Origin of the sequence: Rothia mucilaginosa (assembly GCF_019334805.1) — a bacterium.
Lineage (GTDB): Bacteria > Actinomycetota > Actinomycetes > Actinomycetales > Micrococcaceae > Rothia > Rothia mucilaginosa_C.
In genome coordinates this window covers 1,516,729-1,540,969 of sequence record NZ_CP079822.1, presented here as the reverse complement: position 1 = coordinate 1,540,969, position 24,241 = coordinate 1,516,729, and the positions used below count along the sequence as shown (strand labels likewise).

Genomic DNA, 24,241 nt, shown 5'->3' with positions numbered 1-24,241 from the left:
TGGTCAGTGGGTGGGTCGGGGCTGTGTCATTGCGCTGCCGCCTATACGCGGTGGGCGCGCCCGGGCAGATGCAGCGGGTGCGTAGAATGGTGTGCATGACTATTTCTGCCGCCTCTTTCGCTCCCGAGTACGCCGCCGTTGCGGATGCTCCCCGCAGCGATGATTACGCCCGCCTGACCCGCATCCGTGAACGCCTGCTGGCGTTGAACTACAGCTATGACGCTGTGCAGGAGCTGCTCGGTGTTGAGGCGGCTGAGGCGATGGCTCGCGACCAGGTGGTTCCGGGTCTGTGGCGTGTGGAGCACATTCTGCGCGGCGATTACAGCGTGGAGGAGAAGAACCTGGCGCGTCTGCTGGCGTTTTTCCTGCTGGCTCGCCCGCTCACCGAGGCTGAGGCCGCCGAGGTTTTCGCTGAGACCCTGGTCGACTTCGAGGATGCCGCACTGATTGAGCGCGACGCCGCCGATTCTGCCCGCTGGTCCGCGAGCGTTGACCTGCGCCCGCACGCCGCCGATGACGGCACCGAAATCTTTGTTGCCGCCGACCTGGGTGCGCATCAGCGCCCCGGCGTGCTCCGTAAGGATCACGTGCTCGGCATTGGTCACGCCTCCCTGACTCTGGCGCAGATTACCGAGCGCACCCCCGTCAAGCGTGCCCTGGATGTGGGCACCGGTTGCGGTATTCAGACCTTCCACCTGCTCGCCCACGCTGAGCACGTGACCGCCACCGATATTTCGGAGCGTGCCCTGGCGTTCACCCGTTTTAACCTGCTACTGAACGCGCAGGTACTCAATATTGACCCGCAGAACCCGCAGGCGCGCGTGAGCCTGCGTGAAGGTTCCCTGCTGGAGCCGGTCGCCGGTGAGCTTTTCGACCTGGTGGTGTCAAACCCGCCGTTCGTGATTACCCCGCGCGTTGCCGGTGAGAGCGCCGAAGAGCAGTTCACCTACCGTGACGGCGGCCTGCCCGGTGACGAAATTGTGAGCACGATGGTGCGTCAGCTTCCGTCGGTGCTGGTGCCCGGCGGTCGCGCGCAGATGCTGGGCAACTGGGAGATTATCCGCGACTCCGAGGACCCGGAAGCACCGCGTCCGTGGGATGAGCGCCCGCGCGCCTGGGTTGCCGACGGCGGCGCGGAGGCGTGGTTTATTCAGCGTGAGGCGCTGAGCCCCGCCTCCTACGCGGAGACCTGGTTGAAGGATGCGAGCGAGAACCGCGACCGCAGCCACTACGAGCAGACCTACGTGGCGTACCTGAACGACTTCGCTTCCCGGAACGTTCATTCTATTGGTTTCGGCATGATTTGGCTGCGCCGCCCGACCGAGGCGACCGCTGCAGGTGCGACCGAGCCCCTGCAGCGTTTCGAGGAGATTACCTACCCGATTCAGCAACCCATCGCCCGCGCCCTCACCGAGTCCGTGCGCCGCTACGACCGCCTCGCCGCCATGGACGATGAGGCGCTCCTCGCCGCACACCTGGAAGTCGCCGAGGACGTCACCGAGGAACGCCACGGCCGCCCCGGCGCCGAGCATCCCAGCGTCATTTTGTTGCGTGCCGGTTCGGGTCTGTGCCGCACCCAGCTGCTCTCCACCGAGACGGCTGGTTTTGCGTCGGCGAGCGATGGTGAGCTTGCCGTGGGTCAGATCGTGGCGGCTCTTGCCATGCTGCTGTCCTGGCCCGAATACGACGAGGCTGCCGCCGCCGCGCGCGGTACGCAGCAGCAGCATCCGCGCGACACCCTGCTGCATGCGGTGCGCGAGCTGGTGCTCAAGAGCTTCCTGCACTTTAGCGACGAGCACGCGGGCGCAGCATCGGCTGACGAGAGCACTGCAGAAGCGCAGGGCTAGGCGTGCGCATTTGGTCCCTTCACCCTTCCCTGCTCGATCGGCGCGCCCTGGTCGCCTGCTGGCGTGAAACCCTGCTGGCGCAGAAGGTTCTGCGGGGTCTGACTCGCGGGTACACGAACCATCCGCAGCTGATTCGTTTTCGCGCGCATCCGCAGCCACTGGAGGCGGTTGCCGCCTACCTGTCCGGGTTGGCGGATGAGGCGGATGCCCGCGGTTATTCTTTCAACCGTGAGCTGATTGGTGCGGGCGAAAATAGCGCTGGCAAAAATAGTTCAGGCAAAAATGACACCGATAAAAACTGCGCTGACAAGGCAGAAAACCCTTATGCTTCGGTTGCGCGTATTCCCGTTCCTCTCGGTCAGCTGGAGTACGAGCTCGCCTTCCTGCGGCACAAGGTGGCGGGGCGTGACCCGGAGTGGGAGCATCGGTTGAGCGAGCGCCTGGCGGCGCGCGGCGAGCTGGCGGCGTGTGCCCATCCGCTGTTTGAGGTGGTTCCGGGCGCTATTGAGCCCTGGGAAAAGACGAAAGATTTTTAGACAGAAGGATTTCTAAGAACGTTAGCATAGTAATGCCCCGGCGGTAACCCTTGCGGGTGCCTGCCGGGGCATTGCTGTATGTATGGCTCAGCTGTATGGGAACAAGCATCTCAGCGCGTCATAGAGCGCTAAAAACAGCTTGGCGCAGGGTCTTTAGCTCTTTACCCCAGTGTCTTTACCTGAGTGCCTTTACTTGGTGGTCAGCGCGGGCTTAATCTCCTTCACGATTGCCTCAAGCATCTTCAGGTTGAAGTCCACACCCAGCTGCAGTCGACTCGCCGCGATGAGGTCTGCCGTGGCGGCAAGTTCTGCCATGTAGAGCGGGTTTTCGTAGCGCATGTCTGGGTTGCAGCACTGGCTCTTCATCGTCGGGTGACGGGTCAGTCGTCCTCGTCTTCGAGGTCCTCTAGCACTTCGAACGGCGACTCGACGTCGCCGCGCCAGGCCTCCAGGCCTTCGCGCACCGCGAGCACCGCCACGACCAGCGCCGCGACCGAGTCAGCCCACCACCAGCCGAACAGGCTGTCGAGGACGAGGCCGATGAACACTGCACCGGAGAGGTAGATACACAGGATGAGCTGCTTGGCGTCGGCCATCACGCTCTTGGAGCCCAGCTCCCGCCCGGTGCGGACCTCAATCCACGCCAGCAGAGGCATGACGACCAGGCTCAGCGCAGTGATACCGAGACCCAGCGGGCTGTGGTCGGGGCCCTCCTGGCCGACCAGGGCCAGCACCGCGTCGATCGAGACGTAGGCCGCCAGCGCGAAGAACGCGATGCCGATGGCCTTGACGGTGACCGTTTCCCACCGCTCAGGGTCCTTGCGGGTGAACTGCCAGGTGACGGCCGCGGCCGAGAGTACCTCGACAACCGAGTCGAGCCCGAAGCCAATGAGCGCCGCGGACGAGGCGAGGACGCCTGCCCAGACTGCGACGATTGCCTCGATTACGTTGTACGTGATCGTGAAGCCAACGATGAAGCGGACGCGCCGGTGCAGCATCGCGCGGCGCGCGGTGGTCAGGGTCTCGCTCATGCTCCCGCCGCCGTTCCACAGCAGCCCGACACCGAGCATTCCGGGTCGATGCACGGCGCGGCCTCGTCCACCGCGAGCGTGACGTCAATCAGGGACGTCAGTGCCGCGGCGAGGTGCGGGTCGGCGATCTCGTAGCGCGTCTGGCGGCCCTCGGGCTCGGCGACGACGATTCCGCAATCGCGCAGGCAGGTCAGGTGGTTGGACACGTTCGAGCGGGTCAGCTCCAGCTCGCGCGAGAGCACGGCTGGATAGCTCGGGCCGCCGAGGAGGGTCATCAGAATCCGGGAACGCGTCGGGTCGGCCATGGCGCGGCCGAGCCGGTTCATGACGTCGAGGCGTGAAGCAATAGTCAGCATACGATGACTATACAGTGATAACTGACCAATTGTCCACTTGTGCGGGCTGCTGCCGCACGTGCTCCGCGCCCTTGCCCTCGGGAGGCGGCAGAGTTCGCGCTCATCAGCGACCACCGCCCATCACGGAAGCGACGGCGGCACGCTGGCGCGAAACCCTGCTAGCGCAGAAGGTTCTGCGGAGTCTTCACCTCAGGGGCTTTACTTAGTGGTCAGCGCGGGCCTAATCTCCTTCACGATTGTCTCAAGCATCTTCAGATTGAAGTCCACGCCCAGCTGGTTCGGGATAGTCAGCAGCACGGTGTCCGCCGCCTGGACCGCCTCATCACGGGCGAGCTCTTCGGCAATATCCGCCGGGTCACCAATGTAGCTACGACCAAAGCGAGAGAAGCTGTTATCGATAATGCCGGTGTAATCCTGTGAGTCCTCCGCGGCGCGGCGACCGAAGTAGCGCGCCGAGGTTTCATCAATAATGGGCAGCACCGAGCGGGACACCGAAACACGCGGAACACCCGAATTGCCCGCCTTCACCCACTCGGAGCGGAAAAGGCGAATCTGCTGCGCCTGCTGCTGATCGAACGGAATACCCTTATCTTCCAGCATCAGGGTTGAAGACATGAGATTCAGGCCCTTCTGCGCGGTCCACACGGCGGTGCTATCGGTACCTGCACCCCACCAGATGCGGTCGCGCAGACCCGGCGACTGCGGCTGTACGGGGGCATACTTGCCCGCCACGCGAGCGCTGGGCGCCATTCCCTCGCCCTCAATTGCCTTGAGGAAAATGTCGAGGTGTCGGCGCGCCATGTCGCCCTCGTTTTCGCCTTCTGCCGGGTAGTAGCCAAAGCTCTCAAAGCCGCGGATAACGGATTCGGGCGAGCCACGGGAGACACCCAGCTGCAGTCGACCCGCCGCAATGAGATCTGCCATGGCTGCAAGTTCTGCCATGTAGAGCGGGTTTTCGTAGCGCATATCAATCACGCCAGTGCCGAGCTCGATGCGTTCGGTCTTGGCGGCGATTGCGGAGAGCAGCGGGTAGGGGGTCGCCTGCTGCTGGTCGAAGTGGTGCACGCGGAAGAACGCACCGTCCAGCCCGATATCTTCAGCACCTACGGCAAGGTCGATTGCCTGGTGTAGAGATTCTGCAGCGGAGGGTACGCGGGAGCCGGGGACCTCAGCCCAGTGGCCGAAGGAGAGGAAGCCGAGCTTCTTCTCGTCGCCGCGCATGGGTTCGAGGTGGCTAATGCGGATGGATTCGTCGAGCTGCGAGTCAAACTGCGGAGTGCCGGGGTTATTGGGGGTGCTCATGATTTTTTCCTTAGCGAGTTGCGCTCGGGCTTGTGTAGTGCCGGGCTGGTGATTTAAATATAAACCCAAATACTTTACATGTCAAGTATTTTGTTTCGGAGTATTACGCAAAGAGCGCCACTCCCCTTTCGCCGCACACACCACCCGCACGCCTCACCCGCCCGGCGCACACATACCGCCACAAAATGCTGGCACAAAATATAGCCGAAAAAGGGCACAAAAAAGCCCGGCGGCACGAACACATCGCACCACCGGGCCCTTCCATTCAACAGTTAAAACTGCAACTAAAACGACAGAAACAAACTGCCCTAGGAACGCTTCGCCAGCGGAACCCACAGTTCCATACGGTAATCAGCCGCCTGCATATCGCCGCGACCGTACACCTCAAGACCACCCACCGGGCGGTACTGCGGATTCTTCGCGAAGAACGCCTCCTCAAAGCTCGCAAAGCCAGCCGGAATGGACTCCGAAATCGGGCCGGTCACCTCAACCACCGCGTAGGTGCTCGCTGGCAACTCCAGCACGCCCAGACCAAGCTTCGCCGCGCTCGCCGGCTCCGACACCAGGAAGCCCGCCGTGTAGCGGACCTGACCCTTCGGGTTCGGCTGAGTGCACACGCCCAGGTACTGGGTCACATTCAGAACATCCAGCATCGCCGGGGACGCCTTCTGATTCAGCTCATCCCACAGCGAGGAGAAGTCGCCATCCAGGGGGAACACCTGCGAGACGCCAGCAACAACCAGCGCCGAGTGCTCCTCAATGCGAGGTTTAGAAATCTGAACCGCGCCGCCCTTAGCGGCTGCCATTAGGCGTTCACCTCAGCTGCTTCGCGGTCCACCGAGCACTCGGGCACACAGCGGCGCTTCGCGTCATCAGCTGCGCACTCGGGGCAGAGCAGAACCAGCTCGCGGCAGTTCTCGTTGGAGCAGTTCTCGAACTTGTTCGAGGGGGCACCGCACTGTTCGCACTTGCCGATGGTGACGGTGTCCGGGGTGAACTCCATGTGCATGCGCTTGTCGAAGACGTAGAGCGAGCCTTCCCAGAGTTCCTTATCGCCGTACTTCTCACCGTAACGGACGATGCCGCCGTCAATCTGGTAAATCTCCTTGAAGCCGCGGTTCTTCATGAGCGCGGAGAGAATCTCGCAGCGAATACCACCGGTGCAGTAGGTGACGACCGGCTTGTCCTTAATGTGATCGTACTTGCCGGACTCGATTTCGCGGATGAAGTCGTGGGTGGTGCGCACGTCGGGAACGATAGCGTTCTTGAACTTGCCAATCTTCGCCTCGAACGCGTTACGGCCGTCGAAGAAGACCACTTCGTCGCCGCGCTCTTCAACAAGCTTGTTAACCTCTTCAGGCTTCAGATGCACACCGCCGCCAACGACGCCGTTCTCGTCCACCTGTAGCTCGTCGGGAGCACCGAAAGCCACAATCTCGTCGCGTGCCTTCACGGACAGGCGAGGGAAGTCCTCCGCGCCGCCCTCGGACCACTTGAACTCCATGTTCTTGAAGCCGGGGTACTTGCGGGTTTCCTTGGTGTACGCCTTGACCGCGTTAATTTCGCCGCCGAGGGTGCCGTTAATGCCGTGCTTGGAAATGAGGATGCGCCCGCGCAGGCCGAGCTTCTCGCAGAGGGCACGCTGCCAGAGCATGACCGCCTGCGGATCGGCGATGGGGGCGAACTGGTAATACAGAATAATCTTATTTTGAGCCACGAAACTATTTTATCGTCATATACGCCTAAAGCATGCAGATTTTTTGATATGTGCGCGCCGACTACGGGGTTGGCGGTGCAAAAGCGGTACAGGAGCGATGCTGGGGCGGGGTTATGCTCGGGGTCAGGTTTAGGGTTGAACTCGGGGTCGGGGCAGGATTCGAGCGGGCTCGGAGCCTGTGTTCAGGACAGCAAGTGACCGGCGACAGGTCGGGGTGTAGCCCGCCGCTCTACAATGGAACCCATGCCGCACAGCAGCCCTTCGCAGAACACCAACCAGCACCCTGAACAGCGCTCCGAGCAGCAGCCTACACAGCAACCCGAGCAGGGGCAGTCTGCGGCGCGCCCAAAAACGCTACGTTACCGCGAGCTGCCCGCGAGCGCCCAGCAGGTGCTGGCGCCCCTACTGCCGGAGGCGGAACGCACCGGAACCCTGCCCGAGCAGGTGACCCATATTCACACCATTGCCGCGAGGGAGGCGAGCTATGCGCCGTGGCCGCAGTGGTTACATCCGCGTGTGGTGGAGGCTTTTGAATCGCTCGGTATTGCCGAGCCCTACGCCCATCAGGTGCAGGCGGCGAACGCCGCCCATGCGGGCCTTGATGCGGCGCTGGCGGTGAGTGCGGCGCGCTACGGTTGGCAGGCGGGGCGTATTGAGGGGTCGGCGGCAACGCGCACCGAAGACGCGAATGGTACCGGCAGCGGCGGGCACGTGATTGTGGCGACGGGCACGGCATCGGGCAAGACCCTAAGCTACCTGATGCCCACGCTGGATGCCGTTTACCGAGCTTCGTGCGGTGAACCGGTGAGCTCAACTTCCGCGTATTCTGGGGCGGAAAATCTCAATAATAGAGCGAACGTTCTCTACATTTCGCCGGCGAAAGCACTCTCCGCCGACCAGCTCACCGCCCTCACCTCCTACAACCTACCCGGACTCCACGCGGCAAGCTACGACGGCGACACCCCCGTCGGCGAACGCCGCTGGATCCGCGAACACGCCAACTTCATCCTCACCACCCCGGACATGCTCAACTACTCGATCCTGAGCAACCACCGGCAGTGGGCATCCTTCCTGCGAGGACTGCGCTACGTGGTGCTCGACGAGGCGCACAGCTACCGCGGCGTTTTCGGCGCGCACATCGCCAACCTGCTGCGCCGCCTACGCCGCGTCTGCGCGCTCTACCGCACCGTGCCCGTGTTCTACGGCGCCTCCGCAACCAGTTCCAACCCGGTCGAGTCTTTCTCCAAGCTCATTGGCGTGCCGCAGCGGGCGGTCACCGCCATTACCGAGTCCACCTCCGCACGCGGTGAAACCACCGTCGTGCTCTGGGAGCCCGAATTCATGCCGCCCAAGGCGCACGATCAGCTCGCCAAGGGCGCCCGCAGCACCCAACAGCAGGCGGTCCAGTCAAAGGCAGAGCAGGAAGCGCCGTGCCGCGTCTCCCCCGTGGAGCAGGGCGCGCAAATGCTCACCGACCTGGTGCTTTCCCGCACCCGCTCGCTGGTTTTCGCCGGTTCGCGCCGCAGCGTAGAAATCCTCTCGCAGAAGACCCAACGCTACCTCGACGAGGTGGAGGCGGGCCTCGCCCACCGCGTCGCCGCATACCGCGCCGGGTACACCCCCGAAGAGCGCCGCGAACTCGAACGCAAACTCCGCAACGGCGAACTGCTCGGCCTGGCGAGCACCTCCGCGCTGGAGCTGGGCATCGACATCTCCGGACTGGACGCCGTACTCGTGGCGGGCTGGCCGGGTACCCGCGCCTCCTTCATGCAGCGCGTGGGCCGCGCGGGTCGAAGCGGTCAGGACGCGCTCGCCGTGCTCATTGCCGACGACAACCCGCTCGACACCTACCTGGTGCACCACCCGGAGGCGATTTTCGGGCAGGAGGTTGAGGCGACCGTTTTCGACCCGACAAACCCGTACGTGCTCTCCCCGCAGCTGTGCGCCGCCGCGCAGGAGGCACCCATCCGCGCCGAAGAACTAAGCCTCTTCGGACCGCACACCGCCGCCCTGCTGGATCGGCTGGTGCAACAGGGATACCTGCGTCGCCGCCCGGACGGCTGGTACTGGACGCACGCCGAATCAGCCGCCGAGCTGGTCGATATCCGCGGCACCGGCGGCGGACCCTACCAGCTCATCGACGCCGAAGACGGCACCCTCGTCGGCACCATGGACGCCGCGCACGCCATGAGCCAGGGGCACCCGGGCGCAATCTACATTCATCAGAACGCGCAGTACGTGGTTGAATCCCTCAGCGAGGGCGAGCGCGTGATTCTGCTCAGCCGCGTCTACCCGGACTACTACACGCGCGCCATTGAGAGCACCGAGGTGCGTATTCTGGCGGAGCGTGCGCGGGTTAGTTACGGTGCGCAAAACATCGTTGGGGAAGCGGTTCCCGGTGAGTCCGCTCCCAGCGAGTCTGCTCTTGAAGAGCCCGTTCCCGACGCACAGCAGCTCGCCCCACTCACCATGCACCGCGGGCAGGTTCAGGTCACCGACCAGGTCACCGGCTACCGGCGGTTCTCCGTCTATGGCGGCGAATACCTGGGCGAAGAGGCACAACCCATGCCGCCGGAAGTGCTCATGACCGAGGCGGTCTGGTTCACCTTCGAGCCCAGCTACCTGTTCAGCGCGGGCGTGGCCGAAGAGGACAGCCCCGGCACCCTGCACGCCGCCGAACACGCCGCCATCGGACTGCTGCCACTCATCGCCACCAGCGACCGCTGGGACTTGGGTGGACTCTCCACGCTGCTTCACGTGGACACCGGCAGGCCCACCATTTTCGTCTACGACGCCGCACCCGGCGGCGCTGGCATTAGCGAACGCGGCTTCAACGCGGTTCACCAGTGGCTGAGCGCCACTCTCGAAGCCATCGAAAGCTGCGGATGCGAAAACGGCTGCCCCTCCTGCGTGCACTCGCCCAAATGCGGCAACCGCAACGAGCCGCTCAGCAAGCACGGCGCGCGGGCGCTACTGCAGGCGATGCTGCAGAGCATGGCGGAGGCGTAGGTTATTACAGGGGCGTAGATTACTGCAGGAGGCACGGGGCGTACAGGAGGCGCGGGGCGTGCTGGGGGGGGGTAGAGCATACCGGAATGACAACTCCCGATGAACGTAAATAGCCTAGTCGGTTAGGTTTTCTGGCTCAGGCGGGTTTTCTGGCTCAACTGGATTCTCTGATTCTGCGGAGCTTTCTGGTGCGGGAGGCTCGGGCGCTGAGTCCTGCGCAGCTTCCAGCTCTTCCTCCAGCTCGGCTACCTCATCGGGGCTCAGCTCCTCCACGTTGCCCGCCGCGTGTTCTTCTTCGGGGCGCCCTTCTTCGGGGTGCTCAGCCCCGGCGCGGGCACGTACCCTCGCCGGGCCCAGCATCCCCATGGGCCCTGCGACAGGGACGGCGACCGTCACCTCCACCGTTTCGGGGCGATCCGGAAAAGTACAGGATTCCAGGTGCGCGCCGTGGCGTTCGGCAAGATCCGCCGCCACCGCACACGGGTCCCCCTCAGTGAGCCCGCGGTAGGCGTCCGCCGCCGCGAGCGCACTTAAATCGGCGGCTGCGGACGCCCTTCGGTTCGCGGACACCACCCCGATGAGCCCGGCAATTACCACGGTCATCACCAGTAGCGCGGCAATAATGGTGAGGGCAAGGACGGTGCCGCTACCCGCTTCGGGGTATTGATTCTCGGAGGCTGTTTTCGGGGTGGGACCCATAGCGGCTCTACTCACCTTCATGACCCGCACCGTTTTCAGCATCGTTTTCAGCGCCGGCTTCAACGCGGGCGTGGGCGTCCGCCCGCAGCACCCAGCCGGTTGCCGAACCAATCACACCGGGGGCGGGGCGGCTCACCCGCACGTGCACTTCCCGGGCGCGCCCCGCCTCTGTCACGACTACATCATCAGGAGAAACGGAAATCTGCACGCTCTGCGCCGGGTCGATGCGGCTGACGGCGGAGCGAATCTGCGCCTCGGAGTCTCCGCGGGCGGCGGCTCGTGCGGCCGTTCGCGCGGACTCCTCCACCTTCAGCTGCGCAACCCCCGTGGAGGCGGCGCCCAGGCAGAGGGCGAGCACCACCGTCACGGCGGGTAGGGCGACCGCAAATTCGGCGGTAATCACGCCCTCTTCTGCCGGGCTCTTGTGCGGGGTCGAGAGCGCCGGTTTCGCCCCGGCTTTTCCTGCAGGGAGAGCGCGTGCCCAAGCACCCAAATTCACATGAGCGTTCATTCTTTATTCCTCCTTTCTAACTTGAATTTCCGCAGAACCTAGCATATAGAACCAAACCTCACGGCAGACTTTTTGCAGACTCTAGAGCAGCCCCGTATTGCCCGCAATCGACAGGGCGTTACGCACAATATCCATGAGCATGGAACGCACCTCATCTGACTTGAGAATCAGCACCAGCAGACCCGCGAAACCGACCGCCGCGAGCATCACAATGCCGTACTCCGCGGTGGAGGCGCCCTCCTCCGGGTCCCCCGCCGGGGCGTACTCTTCGAGTACCTTATCGTCGCTCTCAGCTGGTACATATTCGGTGCAGCCGGGCGCGTGCTCACCCAGGCTGCGGCAGGTGGCGCCGCATTCGTCCAGGGTGCAGCCCTCGGCGAGCGCACGGGCAATGGTCAGCGCCTGCTCGGGGCTCAGGCTGTTCGTGTTCATATCAATCTCCATTTCGTTAGGGTCAATCCTGGGGCCGGTGTGGTTCAGCTCAGCATCACTCAAAAGCTCGGCATCGTTGAAGAGCTCGGGGCATTCTTCGCGTAGCTGCTTCATGGTGGTTGCAATGGCAACGGACAGCGGCACGGGACCCAGAATGGTCTGCGTTTCAGCGCCCTGCACGGCACCGAGCGCGGCGGGCTGAATTTCACGCGGAGCACCGGCCGGGGCGTTTACCGGAGCGCCGACGGGGTGCAGGTCGTGGCGGATTGCTTCGCAGAGGGTGTTCGTCATTGGTTTTCCTTTCGTTGTGCCCTAAACATGCGGGGCGGGGTGGGTGCTCATCCGCGTTCGCTGCAGATGGGCGAGGGTCTAAACTTTTCGGCATTTCAGCTGGTCAACAGCGCTTATGCGCATGGTTCTTTAGCCCGTCAGCGTGGGTAGTAGCGAAATGATGATGGGCACAATACCCAAGCAGATAAAGGCGGGCAGCGAGCACAGCCCGAGGGGTACCACGAGCGCTACGGAGAGCTTTCCGGCGGCGCGTTCTGCCGCGCGGCGCTCGCTGAGGCGGTGCGCATCGGCAAGGGAGAGCAGCAGCGCAGTGCTGGGTGCGCCACCCGTGTAGGCGGGAGCGAGCGCATCCCGAAGCTCACCGAAGGTTCCCGCCGCGGAGCCCGACCAGGCGCTCCCCCAGCTACTGCCCATCTGTAGGCGCTGGCAGACCGTATACAGGGGTCGGCTGTTGAGCGCCTCAGCGAGAGTACCCAAGGCGGCGAGCGGTGCAAGCCCGGCTCTCAACTGCGCGGCGAGTAGTTCCAGTACGAGAGCGGTATCAACAGTCGGTGCATTCAAGGCCTGCTCGCCTCCTGTATGCCCAGCTCGTGTGCTCTCCACCTCCGCCCGATGCACGAGCGCGGCGGTCCAGCGGCGCCCGGCGAAGGCGAGCCCCAGCCCGAACAAACCGGTAAGCGCCCCGAGGATGGAGCCGGTCAGCACGCCCACGGGGTCACTTCCCATGAGCACACCCAACCCCAGGCCGAGTAGCGGCAGCCAGGAGAGAATCCTGCCAGTGGCACGCGGCGCGGCAAGGGCGCTCTGCCGCCCCAGGAGCGCGTCGATGCGTTCTTCGGCGTGTTCTGCGGCGCGTTCCAGGCTCGTGGCGAGCGGCGCACCGGCGCTCTCGCTCATACGCAGGCTCAGCTGCAGGTCGTACAGGCGGTCGCGGCTGTGCGGGCGCATCCGGCTGCTGTTTTCGAGTAGCTGGGCGCAGGCGAGGTGCGCGGGGGCACCCCAGGAGGTAAGCGTGGCGAGCGCCTGCGTGAAGCGGCGAATATCTTCGGCGCACCGCTTTTGCCCGTAGTCTTCGGAAAGGGGCGAGAAGCCTCGTGCCCGTCGAGCTTGGGCGCTTTTCCCAGCGCTTTTCCGGGCTGTTATTTTCTTCGCGTGCATTTTCCCCGCATCCGGCACCGGTTCGTTTTGCCCGAACTGTGCAAACTGCCCGGTGCCAGGGTCGGCGTGCACCGCCTCCTGCAGGGGAATGCCGGCGCGCAGGTTCAGGGCGAGGGTGCGTAGCATGAGCGGCCACATGCGCATTTCCTCGGCGCTGGCGGGTCCGGCGAGGTGCTCAGCCCAGCGTTCGCGAAGGCTTCCTCGACTCGTTTCTTCCCTTTTCATGGTTCCTCCTTTCACGTTTTCCGTTTCCCCTTTACGGGGGCTAGTACCCAACTTCGGAGCCCACAGAAATACGCCTGACCTGCAGATACTCTTCGCTCCCCTCAACTGCGGGGTGCAGGCTGTAGATACCCTCGATACGGCGGTGTCCGTCCCGGTGTTCCAGGTGGATAATGCATTCAAAAGCCGTCGCCGTATGTAGAGCGACCGTTCTACTATCCAGCCCGGCGAGCGCACCCAGGGCGCACAGACGCAGGGGCACCGCCTGCGCACTATTGGCGTGCAGGGTCGTTCCAGCTCCGCGGTGACCGGTATTCATGGCGGTCAGCAGGTGCACCACCTCCGCACCGCGACACTCGCCGACCACGAGCCGATCCGGGCCCATGCGCAGCGCCTGCACAATCAGCTCACCCAGCCCAATTTCGCCGGCACCTTCGGAGTTCGCGGCACGGGTTTTGAGGGCAATCACCTGCTCATGTTGCGGCGCCAACTCCGGGGTGTCTTCGAGCAAAATAAGGCGCTCCTGCGGCGTACACAGCCCCAGCAGGGCGTTGAGCAGAGTGGTTTTGCCGGTGCCGGTACCGCCGCTAATCAGGAACCCGCGGCGCTCGGCAATCATGCGGCGCAGATAGGCGGCGGTCGCCTCATCACACAGCCCCGCGTCCTGCAGCTGCGCCAGGGTAGGGCGCTCGCGGGAGGGTAGGCGCACGGAGAGCCGGGTGCGTTCGCTCAGCGGCGGGATAATCGCGTGGATGCGCCTGCCGTGCTCGTCGCTAATGTCAGCTGCCGGATGCGCGGCATCCAGCTGTCCGCCGTGCCTGCGGATGAGCCGCTCGGCGAGGTCACGCACGCGCCGCTCATTGCCGAGGCTTAGCGCCACGGGGCGGGTGGTTCCGTTGATGCCCACCCAGATATCGCAGGGCGAGTTCACGTAGATATCGGTGATGGTTCCGGCGCGTTGCCCCTCGTCGAGGAGCAGGTCGAGGGCACCGAGGCCGTAGAGTTCCGCGGCGAGGTAGCGCAGCGCGGTCTGCCGGTTGACGGGCACGTATTCCACGCTGGGGTAGCTCCAGGAGGCGGGCGCGGGTTGCACCGTTTTGGTGCGGAATTTTCGGGGCTTCGCCACGCCCGTTCCTTCTGCGCTCGCGTTCCCCAGGTGTCCGCCGTCAATGGCGTAGATTGCCGCGTCCACGGCGTTTTCGAGAATCTCGCGGAGGGGCTGGGATTCTTGGAGTAACCCACCGCCCGCGGCACTCGCAGCGTTTGGACTGCCCGCGGCAGCTACACCCTCTGTGGGCGGCCGCTCCCCTGCCTTCTCGACTCCGGCGCTGAATCCGTTACTGGGTCCGGCACTGAACCCGGCACTAAAACCGCCCAGGGCGATAGCGCTCATCTGCGGCGAACGCAGAATCAGTTCGCGGGCGTGCAGGGCGACGGCGCGGGCGCGATAGTCTTCGGGAATGAGCAGGGCGGGTAACGAGTGCGTGCGGGTGTTCTGGACGCCCGTATTCTGTGCGCCCGGCTGATTCACGCCCTGTGCGGCACGCGGCGGGCAACCGTTGGGGCTACCGGGATTGTTGGCAGGGTGCCCGGCGGGATTGTCGGAGGGGTTCATGGCGGGGTTCATGGCTCTAGGAGAGCATTGCGCCCGCCCTAAATTTTTAAGAGAATGAGCGTTCTGTGGATAACTCCTCGCGTACCCCGAAATATCCACGATGCACGCACTTCAAACGAACAAAACGCACGCATCCGGCGCTTTTATGACAAACCACGGCGCGTTCAGCCAGCCCCCGCCCCTTCCGCAAACCGCCCGCCCGCGACCACAAACCGCGCGCCTTCGCACCCGGTCACCGATAATGGAAGAATGTACGTTCTGCTCAGTCCTGCCACCGGCGCGGGTATTACCGCCCAGACCGGCACCTCCGCGCACCCGGTCACGTCGGCTATTGCCGCGGGTGCGTCCCCGCGCGGTGCTCAGCCGGTGACCTCGTGGGGTGCTTTTCATTTTTCGGCGCCGACCGCTGAGCAGTTGCAGGACCCGACCTTTATTCCGCGGATTACGCGCGCGGATCGGGTGAGTGCGGCAAATCTTCCGGCGTATGTGCGAGAGGTAGAGCGGCAAGCGGCAGATTCGGTACAGGCGCGTTTCCCCCGCTGGATTTGGGCTGATACCCGCCACGTTGACCCGCTGCTTCTGCACCGCGGGGTGCGGGTGCATCTGTGCCATGATTTGCGTCTGGTGCAGCGAATTTTGGCGACTGCCGCTACGCATCCGAGCGATTTTGTGGAGTACAGCCCGGTGCTGGATCTTGCTGATCTGCGTGAGGCGGTGGAGCCTCAGGGGTATCTGCCGGTGGCGCGGCAGATTCAGGGTCAGGAGGAGCTGTTCGGCGCTGATTTTTTGAGTGCCCCCGCCACCTCTTCCGCCGCACCCGCCGATTCCTCTGCAGATTCCTCCCCCGATTTCCTGGAGGCGGCACCTCACGAGCCTTTTGCCCCGCAGTTGGCGGCAGGCCCGGTGACTCTGCTTCCGGAGCATCCGGTGGTGCGTGTGCTGATGCGTGAGTGGTTGGCGCAGGCGCGCGCTATTAGCGAGTCGAGGCACCCGGAGCGGTTGCGTCTTTTGGCGGCGGCTGAGTCTGCCGGTACGTTGGTGGCGGCTGAGATTGGTTATTACGGCATCCCATTTAATGTGCAGGCGCATCATGAGCATCTGTGCGAGTTGTTGGGTCCGCGCCCGGTGCCGGGTGAGCGTCCGCAGAAGATGCAGGAGTTGGCGGAGCAGATTCAGCGCATGCTGTTTATGCCGTCGTTGAATCCGGATTCGCCGCAGGATCTTTTGCGTGCTTTGCAGTCTGCGGGGGTTTCGGTGAAGTCTACGCGTTCGTGGGAGTTGAAGAGTTGGGCGGATGCGATTCCGGCTCAGCGGCAGAAGCGTTGGGCGATGATTGACCCGATTCTGCGCTATAAGAAGCTGTACCGTATTTGGACTGCTAACGGCTGGACGTGGGCTGATACCTGGGTTTCTGAGGGGGCGTTCCGCCCGCATCTTGAGGTGGGTGGAGCCGCGACCGGGCGCTGGGGCGCTTCCGGCGGTGGTGCGTTGCAGCTGCCTGCGGAGATTCGTCAGGCGGTGCAGGCGCCGGAGGGTCAGGTACTGACGGTGACGGATGGCTCGCAGATTGAGCCGCGCATTCTGGCGGCGTTGAGCCGTGATGAGGCGCTCGCTTCGGCGGGTCGTGGCGCTGACCTATATGCGGGTATTGCCGAGTTAGCGCGTCTGAAGGGTGTGGGTTTGACGGAGCGTTCCCACGCGAAGGTGGGCATGCTGGCGATTATGTATGGCGGCCGCAGCGGTGAGATTGGTGCCCTGTTGCCGCATGTGGCGGCGCTTTTTCCGCAGGCGATGGAGTTTACGGAGCGTGCGGCTCGTATTGGTGAGGCGGGCGGTCAGGTGACGACTTTTTTGGGTCGTACGTCCCCGCCGGTGGATGAGCGTTTCCGTGAGATTGTGGCTGATCGGTCTTCGCCGGCGGCTGAGTCGCGTGCGGTGTCGACTGCACGTGCGCACGGGCGTATGACCCGCAATTTTATTGTGCAGGGTACGGCGGCGGAGTGGGCTCTGTGCTGGATGGGCGCGGTGCGTTCTCGTCTGTTGTCGGAGCGGATTTTTGGTATGCCGATGCGCACCCGCATTGTGTATTTTTTGCACGATGAGCTTCTGCTGTGTGGTCCCGAGCTGGAGGCGGATCGCGTGGAGCGTATTGTGCGTGAGGGCGCTGCGGAGGCGGCGCGTCTGCTCTTCGGTCGGGTTCCGGTTGATTTTCCGGTGTCGGTGGCGCGGGTGCGCAACTACGCGGACGGCAAATAATCGGCGGTAAATAATCAGCCGCACATCAGCGGCAAGTAAACGGCACATAACCGTGCAACAGCGAAAATAGGGCGGCAGGTAGCTTCATTCAAGCTACCTGCCGCCCCTATCTGCGCACTATTCTGCCCCTATATCCGCTGGTCAGGCATTTATTTCGGCCGGTTTTTATTCCTCGTAACCGGGTGCCGGGCGCATCTTTTTCGTATCCCAGGGCACGGTCCAGCCGAGCGAGTCGAAGATCCGGTCGAGCAGAATCGCGGTGAATCCCCACACGGTGAATTCTTCGCCGCCGGGCATGCGCACCTCGAAGGCGGGGGTGCGGTGTGAGGTGCGGCCGCGTTTGACGTAGGCGGTGTGTCGGTTGGCGGGGTTGAGCAGGTCGCGCACGGGCACGCGGGCGATGAGCGCGGACTCGTTGTGGTCGACGACTTCGACGGGCACGGGGCTGTTCCACCAGCCGATGACGGGGGTGACCATGAAGTTGCTGATGGGTAGCGGCAGGGTGTGCAGCTGGCCGAGAATCTGCACGCCGGCGGGGTCGAGCCCGGTTTCTTCAACCGCCTCGCGCAGGGCGGCGATGTGGGCGACAGGTTCGCCGGTGGTTTCGGCGAGCGCGTAGTCTTCGGGGTCGATTTTGCCGCCGGGGAAGGCGGGCTGACCGGCGTGTGAGCGTAGGGTTGCGGCACGCACGAGGAGCAGTACATCCAGGTCGGCGCTGACGTTTTCGGGGCAGCCTTCAAATTCGCCGGTGGAGGGCGAGTTGTCGAGCACGCCGAAGAGAATCAGCACGGCGGCTTCTTTGCTCAGGGGGCTGGCGGGTGCGCTGCGCAGCAGGGCTTGCACGTCGAATTCCACGCCGCCTGCTGCGAGAGCCGCCAGCGCCTGCTGGGCGGGGTGCTGTGCATCCTGTCCCGCCTGTTCGGGCTGTACCGCCTGTTCGGGTTGCACCGACTGCTCGGGTGCGCTCATCTATGTACCTCTCTTCTGTGCGGCTACATTCCGGGTTGGTTCGGGCACCGTTAGGCGCTGAGCGGGTAGCCTTCTGCCATGAGTTCGCGGCGGGTTGCACCCTGCAGGAATCGCAGGTGCAGGTCTTCTCGGCCGGGTGCCATTTCGTATTTCATGAGTTTACGTGCTGCTTGTTCGTTCGTCTCCCCGGCTCCATAGGACGGGCAGAGGTCGGCGACGGGGCATACGCCGCAGGCGGGCTTTTTGGCGTGGCAGATGCGGCGGCCGTGGTAGACCATGCGGTGTGAGAAGAGCGTCCAGTCTTTGCGTTCGATGAGTTCGGCAACGTCTTTTTCGACTGCTTCGGGGGCATCTGCGGTGGTAAACCCCATGCGGCGGGCGAGGCGGCCAAAGTGGGTATCTACGGTCAGTCCGGGCACGTCGAATGCGTTTCCGAGGACCACGTTCGCGGTTTTGCGGCCGACTCCGGCGAGTTCTACGAGCTCTTCGAGGGTTGAGGGAACCTGCCCATTGTGGCGTTCCACGAGCTGCTGGGAGAGCGTGACGATGGAGCGTGCCTTGGCGCGGTAGAAGCCGAGGGACTGAATGTAGGGTTCGACCTCTTCGGTGCGTGCAGAGGCGAGCGCGGCGGCGTCCGGGTAGCGTGCGAAGAGTGCCCCGGTGACGGAGTTGACGCGCACGTCGGTGGTTTGTGCCGAGAGCACGGTGGCGATGAGCAGCTCGAAGGGGTTGTTGAAGTCGAGTTCTGCGACGGCGTAGGGGTAGGTTTCGCCGAGGATGCGGTTGATTTTGCGGGCGCGGCGCACGGTGGCGAGGTGGCTTTCGGGTGCGCGTGCGTTGAGGCGGCGTGCGGCGGCTGCGGCTTTGAATTCGGGAACGAATCGGATCTGCAGGAGCGATTCGGTGTTCTCTGCCGTACTGTTCTGTGCTGCGTTGTTCTGTGCGTCTGCTGCGGGCTGGGTGGCGTTCTCGGTCATAGCGCGAGGGTACCGGGCTTGGGTGTGTGGGCGGTAGCGAGGTTCACCGTACTTGGCTCGTTCCCCCTCATCATTTTCTGTATCTCATCATTTTCTGGGCAGTTCGCGCCGCCTAGCGCCCAGCGGGCGCCCGCTGTGCCACACTGGTTTTATGTCAGATACGATTTTTGTGCTTAATGGACCGAATTTGAACCTGCTTGGGCAGCGCCGCCCCGAGGTGTACGGCTACACCACTCTGCACGATATTGAGCGTATGGTGCGTGAGCGCGCGGCGGCTCATGGTTTTGATGTTGAGTTTATGCAGTCGAATCATGAGGGTGCTCTGGTGGATGAGATTCAGCGTGCTCGTACTCGTGGTGCGGCGATTATTATCAACCCGGCGGCGTACACCCACACCTCGGTGGCGCTGCACGATGCGCTGGAGGCGGCTGAGCTTCCGGTGGTTGAGGTGCACTTGTCGAATGTGCATCGTCGTGAGCAGTTCCGTCATCATTCGTTTGTGTCGCCGCAGGCTACTGCGGTGATTGCCGGTGCGGGTGCGTACGGCTATGTCATGGCGGTTGATTTCCTGGCACAGCACCTGGCGGAATAACAGCGCAGCACTTGGCGGAATAGCCCAGCGCCCCGCCTCCTGTCGTTAAATAGTTCAGGCTCCCGTTCCTTACTTGAGGGCGGGAGCCTGAACTTTTATCGCTGTCTAGCGGCTAGTTACTTGCGGCAGGTGCCGGTGGAGACTGCGGCGGTGTTCTCGCCGCCTTCAGCCAGCGCCTGCTTGAGGGTGCTTGCGGTGACGGCGTAGCCGGTCTGGCCGCTGGTTGCCTTACCGAAGATCATGCCGACCACGTTGCCGTTTTCGTCCAGGACGGGGCCGCCGGAGTTGCCGTGCTGCACGTCGGCTGCCAGCTGGTAGACCTGGCGCATGGCGTTGGCGCGGCCGGTGTCGGCGTCGATGGTCTGGGTGTTGCCGATGCCCTGCACGGTGGCGGGTAGTGCCTTGAACGGGCCGCCCTTGGGGTAGCCCATGAAGGTTACGAGGCTACCCGCGGTGGCGTTGGTGCCGATGTTCAGCGGTTCGAGCGGCAACTTGGGAACGCTGATGAAGGCGATGTCCTGTTCGCTGTCCATGTAGACGACGGTGCCGGGCCAGGTGCGGCCGCGGGAGTCCTGCACGACCGGGGAGGTTACGCCGGCGACCACGTGGGCGTTGGTGACGACGAGGCCGTTATCGGCCACGAAGCCGGAGCCGGTGGAGGTGTAGCCGCACTGCTCTGCGGCGCCCAGAATCTCAACCACGGAGGCTGCCGCCTGCTCCAGTGCCGCGGATTCTACGGTCTGGGTGGGGGCGCTGGTTTCGGGGGCGATGAGCTGGCTGACTTCCGGAATGGTTCCGAAGGCGAGCACGTCGTTGCGTACCGTGTTGATGCGATCCTTGACGACCTCGGGGGTGGAGGCGACCATCCAGGAGAGGGTCTTGGAGTCGCTGAGCGCAGTGTTGAGCTGCGGGATGGGTACGGTGCGCATGGAGATGGTCAGTACGACCATGACCAGGGCGCAGGCGGCGAGGTTCAGCACGCCGCCGAAGAAGCGTTCAACTCCCTTGAGCGGGGTGATGTCGGTGACGCGGCGGATGGTGCGTCCAGCGACGAGGCCTAGCCACTGTCCGATGGTCAGGCAGATGATGAGCACGCCGACGGCGGTAATGAGGCTCCACTGGGATCCCACAGATGCTACGGCGAGGGGCACGAGCCAGGCTGCGGCGCAGACGCCCAGGCCGAGGCCGAGGAAGGTTCCGAGGGTGGTGAAGAATCCGCTGCGGACTCCGGCGAGGAAGTAGAGCAGCAGAATGATGGGGATAGCAATATCAAGCAGGTTGATGCCAGTCGTCACGACTAATTGCCTCCTTGGTAGGTAGAAGTGGTCACGGTGTGCCCATCGTGGTTGGTGCGGGCTGTGCCCGGTGAGTGTGGTGGCGCGTTAACACCCGGTGGTGGGTGCGGCGGGCTTGTGTACCCGGGTTTGGGACCGGGTTTGTGCCTCGTCGCATCGTACCGCGTGTGGAGGCAGGAGCCTCCTTGTCATGAGGGCGTCAGCGTGCGTGGTACCGATAAAAGTACACACCTGAATGCCTGATATTAGGCGGTGAACCTGTGGGTAAGCTTTGAATTTTCTCGAAAGAAATAACTTTTGTTGTAAAGCTCGCTGTATCGGAATGCATAAAGCGCTTTTTTAGGGTACGCTCATATCAGTTGAATATGTCACACTAGCTTGAGCCTTCTCACATTTCAGATGTTGAGATGCATGACACCGGTTCGGGCTCACTCACTGAACATTTACGAGTTTCGGCTCATCACCTCATATCTAGGAGAACTTTATGGATCTCGAGATCCTCCGTCGTACCCCTCTCTTTGCGAACCTCGACGACGCAGCTTTCGCTTTGCTGACCGATGACATTCAGGAGATTGACCTCTCCCGCAACGCTGTCCTCTTCTACGAGGGCGACCAGGACGACCAGCTCTTCGCTGTGCTCTCCGGTAAGGTCAAGCTGGGTCGCACCGCCGCTGACGGCCGCGAGAACATGGTTGCAATCATGGGTCCCGGTGACGTCTTCGGCGAGATGGCTCTCTTCGATCCTTCGCCCCGTTCGACCAACGCTGTAGCTGTTTCTGAGACTCGCCTGGCTGCCATCAAGCACGAGTCCTTCAAGCGTGCACAGCAGCTGGATCCCACGATCTCCGACCAGGTTATTAAGACTCTGGCTCGCCGCCTGCGCCACGCTAACGAGGCGCTGGCTGACCTGGTCTTCTCTGACGTTCCCGGCCGCCTCGCTAAGGCACTGCTGGACCTGGCTGACCGCTTCGGCCGCCCCGCGACCGACGGCGTGCTCGTTGCTCACGAGCTGACTCAGGAAGAGCTGGCACAGCTGGTTGGTGCATCCCGTGAGACCGTGAACAAGGCTCTTGCCGAGTTCGTTTCCCGCGGTTGGATCCGCCTGGAGGCACGCGCAGTTGTCATTCTGGACCTGCCCCGCCTGCGCCAGCGTTCCCGCTAAAGCCTCTTTGAGTGAGGGCATTCTAGGGAGCCCTCGCTGAAAGACACGCGACTTAAATAGATCAGGAGCCGTTTCCCTCTGCATGGGGAAACGGCTCCTGACGTCTTTACCGCTTCATCTCACGAGATCTTACGAGCGAGTGGATGCGGCAGCTCGTTAGAGCGCGCCCATCGCACCGGTGTACATGGAACCGGTTGTAGCCGGAACCACCTCGGTAAAGGAAAGCATGCACGCACCATTGTGGGTCACGAGCACGGGCTTCCTCACCTCAATCTTGCGGCGCTTGGACAGCCACGCCACGGAGGTCTGAGCCTTCGCCAGCGATTCGAGCAGGCACATCACACCGGGGGTGATGAGCTGGTCCAAGGTACGGCCCACCGTGTTGGGCTGGCCGATGCGGTCGCCCAGTTCGCTGGTGTCCTTGGCTTCGAGCAGTTCGCGCACGTTCAGCCAGTCACCCCACACGCCCTTACCGAGCAGCAGCTTCGGGTCCTGGCCCACGGGCAACGCCGTGGTGAAGTAGGCGATATCGTAGCGCTTGAGGAAGAAATCCGGGGACTGCCAGCGCGCGACCGGGCGCAGCAGGTCGGCGCGCACGCTCAAACCGCTGGAGGTCAAGAAGTCAGAGAAGCTCTTGTCCTGAGCCGCGACTGCCTCGCGCCACGCCATGAGCTCAGGGGTGCTGGAGCGTTCCACGACGTCCTGTTCGTCCTCACCGGCGAGCAGAATACCGGTCTCTTCGAAGGATTCACGCACGGCAGCCATGACGCTGCGGCGTGCCTGCGCAATATCGGAGAAGTGGAACTGCTCTTCCCAGTAGTCGGCGCCGGGGCCAACCCAGGAGGCAGACTCATCATCACCGGGAAGAGCCGTGCCGCCGGGGAACGCCACCACGCCCAGCGGAGAGGTGCCGGGGCGGTAGGTCAGAATCGTTTCGAGGCCGTTGTCGCCGTCACGCACAAAAATAACGGATGCCGCCTGGCGCATCGTGCAGCCGGTCGCGCCTTCGTTACCGCCTTCACGCCAGCTTTCGGCGGCGGTGCGCATGAACTCAGGGACCGCGTAGAGACGCTGAATACAGGAGGTTCGCGGGTTAGCCGCGGACTGGCGGCCGGTAAACATGCGAGGGCGCTCCACGCCCTCAGCCGGGGTGGGAGTGCCGAAGCGGCGTTCCTGCACCGGCAGGGGTAGAGTCTTGATGTTTTGGGCGGTGCCGTTGTCCTGTGCGGATTCGGTGCGTGCAGTCGTATCAGGAGCGTCCTGTGCTGCCCGCTGAGCCTGGGCAGCACGAATAGCAGACAGCGGCAGTGCGCCGGTGTACAGATTAGACATATTCAACAATGATCTCGACCTCTACGGGCGAGTCCAAGGGAAGAACAGGAACACCCACGGCGGAGCGGGCATGCTGGCCTGCCTCGCCGAAGATTTCGCCGAGCAGTTCGGAGGCGCCGTTAATGACGGCGGGCTGAGCGGTGAAGTTCACCTCGGATGCTACGAAGCCAACAACCTTCACCACGCGCTGCACGCGGTCCAGGTCGCCAATAACGGATTTGACTGCTGCCAGAGCATTGAGCAGGCAGATACCCGCGTACTTCTTAGCGTTCTCGGGGGTTACGAAGCCTTCAGCGCCGGAGTCGGATACCTTACCGGTTTCGGGCAGGGCACCGTCGACGAAGGGCAGCTGACCGGAGGTGTACACGTAGGAGCCGGAGGTTACCGCGGGAACATAAGCGGCAACGGGGGCGGGTGCTACGGGCAGTTCGTAACCGAGTTCGCGGATACGTGCTTCAATACGGGATTCAGTCATGATTACTCCAGAAGGATGGCGGGTGCGGGCACCCAAACGGTGATAGGGGAAATGCCGTAAACCTAAACGCTACTGATATTCAGGCAGCTGTTAAACGGCTAACCGGCGGCCTGCCTCATCTATTCCCACCCTCCCCTATAGGTAGGGGAAAGCGGGCGTTGAGGTGACCGCCGGGTACGCTGCTCTTAGTCAGCCTTCTCGCGCTTAAAGTAGGCGATGGGGTTGCCCTGAGTCGGAGCGACCATGTTCGACGCGGGGGTTGCGCCGGCAGGTGCGGATGCGCCGGGGAGAACAGTTACGAGCTCCCAGCCGTCTTCACCCCAGTTGTCGAGGATTGCCTTGGTCGTGTGGATCATCAGCGGTACAGTTGCGTATTCCCATTTCTTCATACCCTCTAGACTATCGCCCGGTGTTCAATAAGTAAAAGGGATTCACTATGGTTTTGGTCAATATCCGG

22 protein-coding genes and 1 pseudogene are annotated in these 24,241 nt (G+C 63.3%); 6 read left to right on the top strand and 17 right to left on the bottom strand.

Annotated features, from left to right (window positions below; translation table 11 throughout):
• Window positions 1-95: 95 nt before the first annotated feature.
• Together LPB405_RS06115 and LPB405_RS06110 are read left to right on the top strand one after the other, a co-directional pair.
• A complete protein-coding gene (locus LPB405_RS06115) occupies window positions 96-1,847 on the top strand; it encodes a DUF7059 domain-containing protein (RefSeq protein ID WP_257604873.1) in 1,752 nt (583 codons plus the stop codon).
• Between the two features lie 2 nt (window positions 1,848-1,849).
• On the top strand, window positions 1,850-2,383 hold the full coding sequence (locus tag LPB405_RS06110) for a pyrimidine dimer DNA glycosylase/endonuclease V (protein WP_219100705.1): 534 nt from the start codon (window positions 1,850-1,852) through the stop codon (window positions 2,381-2,383).
• Between the two features lie 255 nt (window positions 2,384-2,638).
• On the opposite strand, the pseudogene LPB405_RS09175 reads toward LPB405_RS06110, so the two are convergent.
• From LPB405_RS09175 to trhO, 6 genes and pseudogenes are all read right to left on the bottom strand, one after another.
• Window positions 2,639-2,725 (bottom strand): annotated as a pseudogene (locus tag LPB405_RS09175) (luciferase); the annotation flags it as partial.
• A gap of 38 nt (window positions 2,726-2,763) precedes the next feature.
• A complete protein-coding gene (locus LPB405_RS06100) occupies window positions 2,764-3,414 on the bottom strand; it encodes a cation diffusion facilitator family transporter (protein WP_049327488.1) in 651 nt (216 codons plus the stop codon).
• A complete protein-coding gene (gene cmtR / locus LPB405_RS06095) occupies window positions 3,411-3,770 on the bottom strand; it encodes a Cd(II)/Pb(II)-sensing metalloregulatory transcriptional regulator CmtR (protein ID WP_219100701.1) in 360 nt (119 codons plus the stop codon). Before cmtR ends, LPB405_RS06100 begins: the two co-directional genes overlap by 4 nt.
• 198 nt (window positions 3,771-3,968) lie before the next feature.
• On the bottom strand, window positions 3,969-5,072 hold the full coding sequence (locus LPB405_RS06090; protein ID WP_219100699.1) for an LLM class flavin-dependent oxidoreductase: 1,104 nt from the start codon (window positions 5,070-5,072) through the stop codon (window positions 3,969-3,971).
• Window positions 5,073-5,380: 308 nt separating this feature from the next.
• On the bottom strand, window positions 5,381-5,878 hold the full coding sequence (locus LPB405_RS06085) for a GyrI-like domain-containing protein (protein ID WP_219100697.1): 498 nt from the start codon (window positions 5,876-5,878) through the stop codon (window positions 5,381-5,383).
• A complete protein-coding gene (gene trhO / locus LPB405_RS06080) occupies window positions 5,878-6,789 on the bottom strand; it encodes an oxygen-dependent tRNA uridine(34) hydroxylase TrhO (RefSeq protein WP_049351919.1) in 912 nt (303 codons plus the stop codon). The genes LPB405_RS06085 and trhO overlap by 1 nt, the downstream gene beginning before the upstream one ends.
• 234 nt (window positions 6,790-7,023) lie before the next feature.
• Here trhO and LPB405_RS06075 point away from each other — a divergent pair, with 234 nt between their 5' ends.
• Window positions 7,024-9,798 (top strand): DEAD/DEAH box helicase, encoded by a 2,775-nt coding sequence (locus tag LPB405_RS06075; protein WP_219100695.1) that lies wholly within the window; start codon window positions 7,024-7,026, stop codon window positions 9,796-9,798.
• 114 nt (window positions 9,799-9,912) lie between these two features.
• Here the strand turns inward: LPB405_RS06075 and LPB405_RS06070 are convergent, their stop codons facing one another.
• The 5 genes from LPB405_RS06070 to LPB405_RS06050 all read right to left on the bottom strand — a co-directional run bounded on the left by LPB405_RS06070 (window position 9,913) and on the right by LPB405_RS06050 (window position 14,738).
• Window positions 9,913-10,497, bottom strand: a complete 585-nt coding sequence (locus LPB405_RS06070; RefSeq protein WP_257604870.1) for an Rv3654c family TadE-like protein — start codon at window positions 10,495-10,497, stop codon at window positions 9,913-9,915.
• A gap of 7 nt (window positions 10,498-10,504) precedes the next feature.
• The gene (locus LPB405_RS06065) at window positions 10,505-11,008 is read right to left on the bottom strand and encodes a TadE family type IV pilus minor pilin (protein ID WP_219100691.1); all 504 of its coding nucleotides are present in this window, start codon (window positions 11,006-11,008) and stop codon (window positions 10,505-10,507) included.
• Between the two features lie 81 nt (window positions 11,009-11,089).
• Entirely contained in the window at window positions 11,090-11,731 is a 642-nt protein-coding gene (locus tag LPB405_RS06060; protein ID WP_219100689.1) for a DUF4244 domain-containing protein, read from the bottom strand.
• A 129-nt stretch (window positions 11,732-11,860) separates the two neighbouring features.
• Window positions 11,861-13,114, bottom strand: coding sequence for a type II secretion system F family protein (locus tag LPB405_RS06055; protein WP_219100687.1), 1,254 nt, complete (start codon window positions 13,112-13,114; stop codon window positions 11,861-11,863).
• 40 nt (window positions 13,115-13,154) lie between these two features.
• On the bottom strand, window positions 13,155-14,738 hold the full coding sequence (locus tag LPB405_RS06050; RefSeq protein WP_257604869.1) for a CpaF family protein: 1,584 nt from the start codon (window positions 14,736-14,738) through the stop codon (window positions 13,155-13,157).
• A 237-nt stretch (window positions 14,739-14,975) separates the two neighbouring features.
• On the opposite strand from LPB405_RS06050, the gene LPB405_RS06045 reads away from it, so the two are divergent.
• Complete coding sequence (locus tag LPB405_RS06045; RefSeq protein ID WP_219100683.1) at window positions 14,976-16,982, top strand: bifunctional 3'-5' exonuclease/DNA polymerase; 2,007 nt, start codon at window positions 14,976-14,978, stop codon at window positions 16,980-16,982.
• 165 nt (window positions 16,983-17,147) lie between these two features.
• On the opposite strand, the gene LPB405_RS06040 is transcribed toward LPB405_RS06045, so the two are convergent.
• On the bottom strand, window positions 17,148-17,951 hold the full coding sequence (locus LPB405_RS06040; RefSeq protein WP_219100681.1) for an NUDIX hydrolase: 804 nt from the start codon (window positions 17,949-17,951) through the stop codon (window positions 17,148-17,150).
• A 50-nt stretch (window positions 17,952-18,001) separates the two neighbouring features.
• Window positions 18,002-18,928 (bottom strand): endonuclease III, encoded by a 927-nt coding sequence (gene nth / locus LPB405_RS06035; protein WP_219100679.1) that lies wholly within the window; start codon window positions 18,926-18,928, stop codon window positions 18,002-18,004.
• Window positions 18,929-19,079: 151 nt separating this feature from the next.
• Here nth and aroQ point away from each other — a divergent pair, with 151 nt between their 5' ends.
• Window positions 19,080-19,520 (top strand): type II 3-dehydroquinate dehydratase, encoded by a 441-nt coding sequence (gene aroQ, locus LPB405_RS06030; RefSeq protein WP_219100677.1) that lies wholly within the window; start codon window positions 19,080-19,082, stop codon window positions 19,518-19,520.
• A gap of 116 nt (window positions 19,521-19,636) precedes the next feature.
• On the opposite strand, the gene LPB405_RS06025 is transcribed toward aroQ, so the two are convergent.
• On the bottom strand, window positions 19,637-20,815 hold the full coding sequence (locus LPB405_RS06025; protein WP_219100675.1) for a MarP family serine protease: 1,179 nt from the start codon (window positions 20,813-20,815) through the stop codon (window positions 19,637-19,639).
• Between the two features lie 484 nt (window positions 20,816-21,299).
• On the opposite strand from LPB405_RS06025, the gene LPB405_RS06020 reads away from it, so the two are divergent.
• Window positions 21,300-21,977 (top strand): Crp/Fnr family transcriptional regulator, encoded by a 678-nt coding sequence (locus tag LPB405_RS06020; protein WP_012902921.1) that lies wholly within the window; start codon window positions 21,300-21,302, stop codon window positions 21,975-21,977.
• Window positions 21,978-22,133: 156 nt separating this feature from the next.
• Here LPB405_RS06020 and LPB405_RS06015 read toward each other — a convergent pair whose 3' ends face one another.
• From LPB405_RS06015 to LPB405_RS06005, 3 genes are all read right to left on the bottom strand, one after another.
• Window positions 22,134-23,309, bottom strand: coding sequence for an NUDIX hydrolase (locus LPB405_RS06015; RefSeq protein ID WP_219100673.1), 1,176 nt, complete (start codon window positions 23,307-23,309; stop codon window positions 22,134-22,136).
• Window positions 23,302-23,784, bottom strand: a complete 483-nt coding sequence (locus tag LPB405_RS06010) for a RidA family protein (protein ID WP_219100671.1) — start codon at window positions 23,782-23,784, stop codon at window positions 23,302-23,304. Before LPB405_RS06010 ends, LPB405_RS06015 begins: the two co-directional genes overlap by 8 nt.
• 185 nt (window positions 23,785-23,969) lie before the next feature.
• Window positions 23,970-24,173 carry a hypothetical protein gene (locus tag LPB405_RS06005; RefSeq protein ID WP_005504647.1) on the bottom strand — a complete coding sequence of 68 codons (204 nt, stop codon included), beginning with the start codon at window positions 24,171-24,173 and terminating at the stop codon, window positions 23,970-23,972.
• Between the last annotated feature and the right edge of the window lie 68 nt (window positions 24,174-24,241).

Coding starts and splice junctions, on each gene's coding strand:
- LPB405_RS06115 (WP_257604873.1), top strand. CDS start 96: ATGACTATTTCTGCCGCCTCTTTCGCTCCCGAGTACGCCGCCGTTGCG.
- LPB405_RS06100 (WP_049327488.1), bottom strand. CDS start 3,414: ATGAGCGAGACCCTGACCACCGCGCGCCGCGCGATGCTGCACCGGCGC.
- cmtR (WP_219100701.1), bottom strand. CDS start 3,770: ATGCTGACTATTGCTTCACGCCTCGACGTCATGAACCGGCTCGGCCGC.
- LPB405_RS06090 (WP_219100699.1), bottom strand. CDS start 5,072: ATGAGCACCCCCAATAACCCCGGCACTCCGCAGTTTGACTCGCAGCTC.
- LPB405_RS06085 (WP_219100697.1), bottom strand. CDS start 5,878: ATGGCAGCCGCTAAGGGCGGCGCGGTTCAGATTTCTAAACCTCGCATT.
- LPB405_RS06075 (WP_219100695.1), top strand. CDS start 7,024: ATGGAACCCATGCCGCACAGCAGCCCTTCGCAGAACACCAACCAGCAC.
- LPB405_RS06070 (WP_257604870.1), bottom strand. CDS start 10,497: ATGGGTCCCACCCCGAAAACAGCCTCCGAGAATCAATACCCCGAAGCG.
- LPB405_RS06065 (WP_219100691.1), bottom strand. CDS start 11,008: ATGAACGCTCATGTGAATTTGGGTGCTTGGGCACGCGCTCTCCCTGCA.
- LPB405_RS06060 (WP_219100689.1), bottom strand. CDS start 11,731: ATGACGAACACCCTCTGCGAAGCAATCCGCCACGACCTGCACCCCGTC.
- LPB405_RS06055 (WP_219100687.1), bottom strand. CDS start 13,114: ATGAAAAGGGAAGAAACGAGTCGAGGAAGCCTTCGCGAACGCTGGGCT.
- LPB405_RS06050 (WP_257604869.1), bottom strand. CDS start 14,738: ATGAACCCCGCCATGAACCCCTCCGACAATCCCGCCGGGCACCCTGCC.
- LPB405_RS06045 (WP_219100683.1), top strand. CDS start 14,976: ATGTACGTTCTGCTCAGTCCTGCCACCGGCGCGGGTATTACCGCCCAG.
- LPB405_RS06040 (WP_219100681.1), bottom strand. CDS start 17,951: ATGAGCGCACCCGAGCAGTCGGTGCAACCCGAACAGGCGGTACAGCCC.
- nth (WP_219100679.1), bottom strand. CDS start 18,928: ATGACCGAGAACGCCACCCAGCCCGCAGCAGACGCACAGAACAACGCA.
- aroQ (WP_219100677.1), top strand. CDS start 19,080: ATGTCAGATACGATTTTTGTGCTTAATGGACCGAATTTGAACCTGCTT.
- LPB405_RS06020 (WP_012902921.1), top strand. CDS start 21,300: ATGGATCTCGAGATCCTCCGTCGTACCCCTCTCTTTGCGAACCTCGAC.
- LPB405_RS06015 (WP_219100673.1), bottom strand. CDS start 23,309: ATGTCTAATCTGTACACCGGCGCACTGCCGCTGTCTGCTATTCGTGCT.
- LPB405_RS06010 (WP_219100671.1), bottom strand. CDS start 23,784: ATGACTGAATCCCGTATTGAAGCACGTATCCGCGAACTCGGTTACGAA.
- LPB405_RS06005 (WP_005504647.1), bottom strand. CDS start 24,173: ATGAAGAAATGGGAATACGCAACTGTACCGCTGATGATCCACACGACC.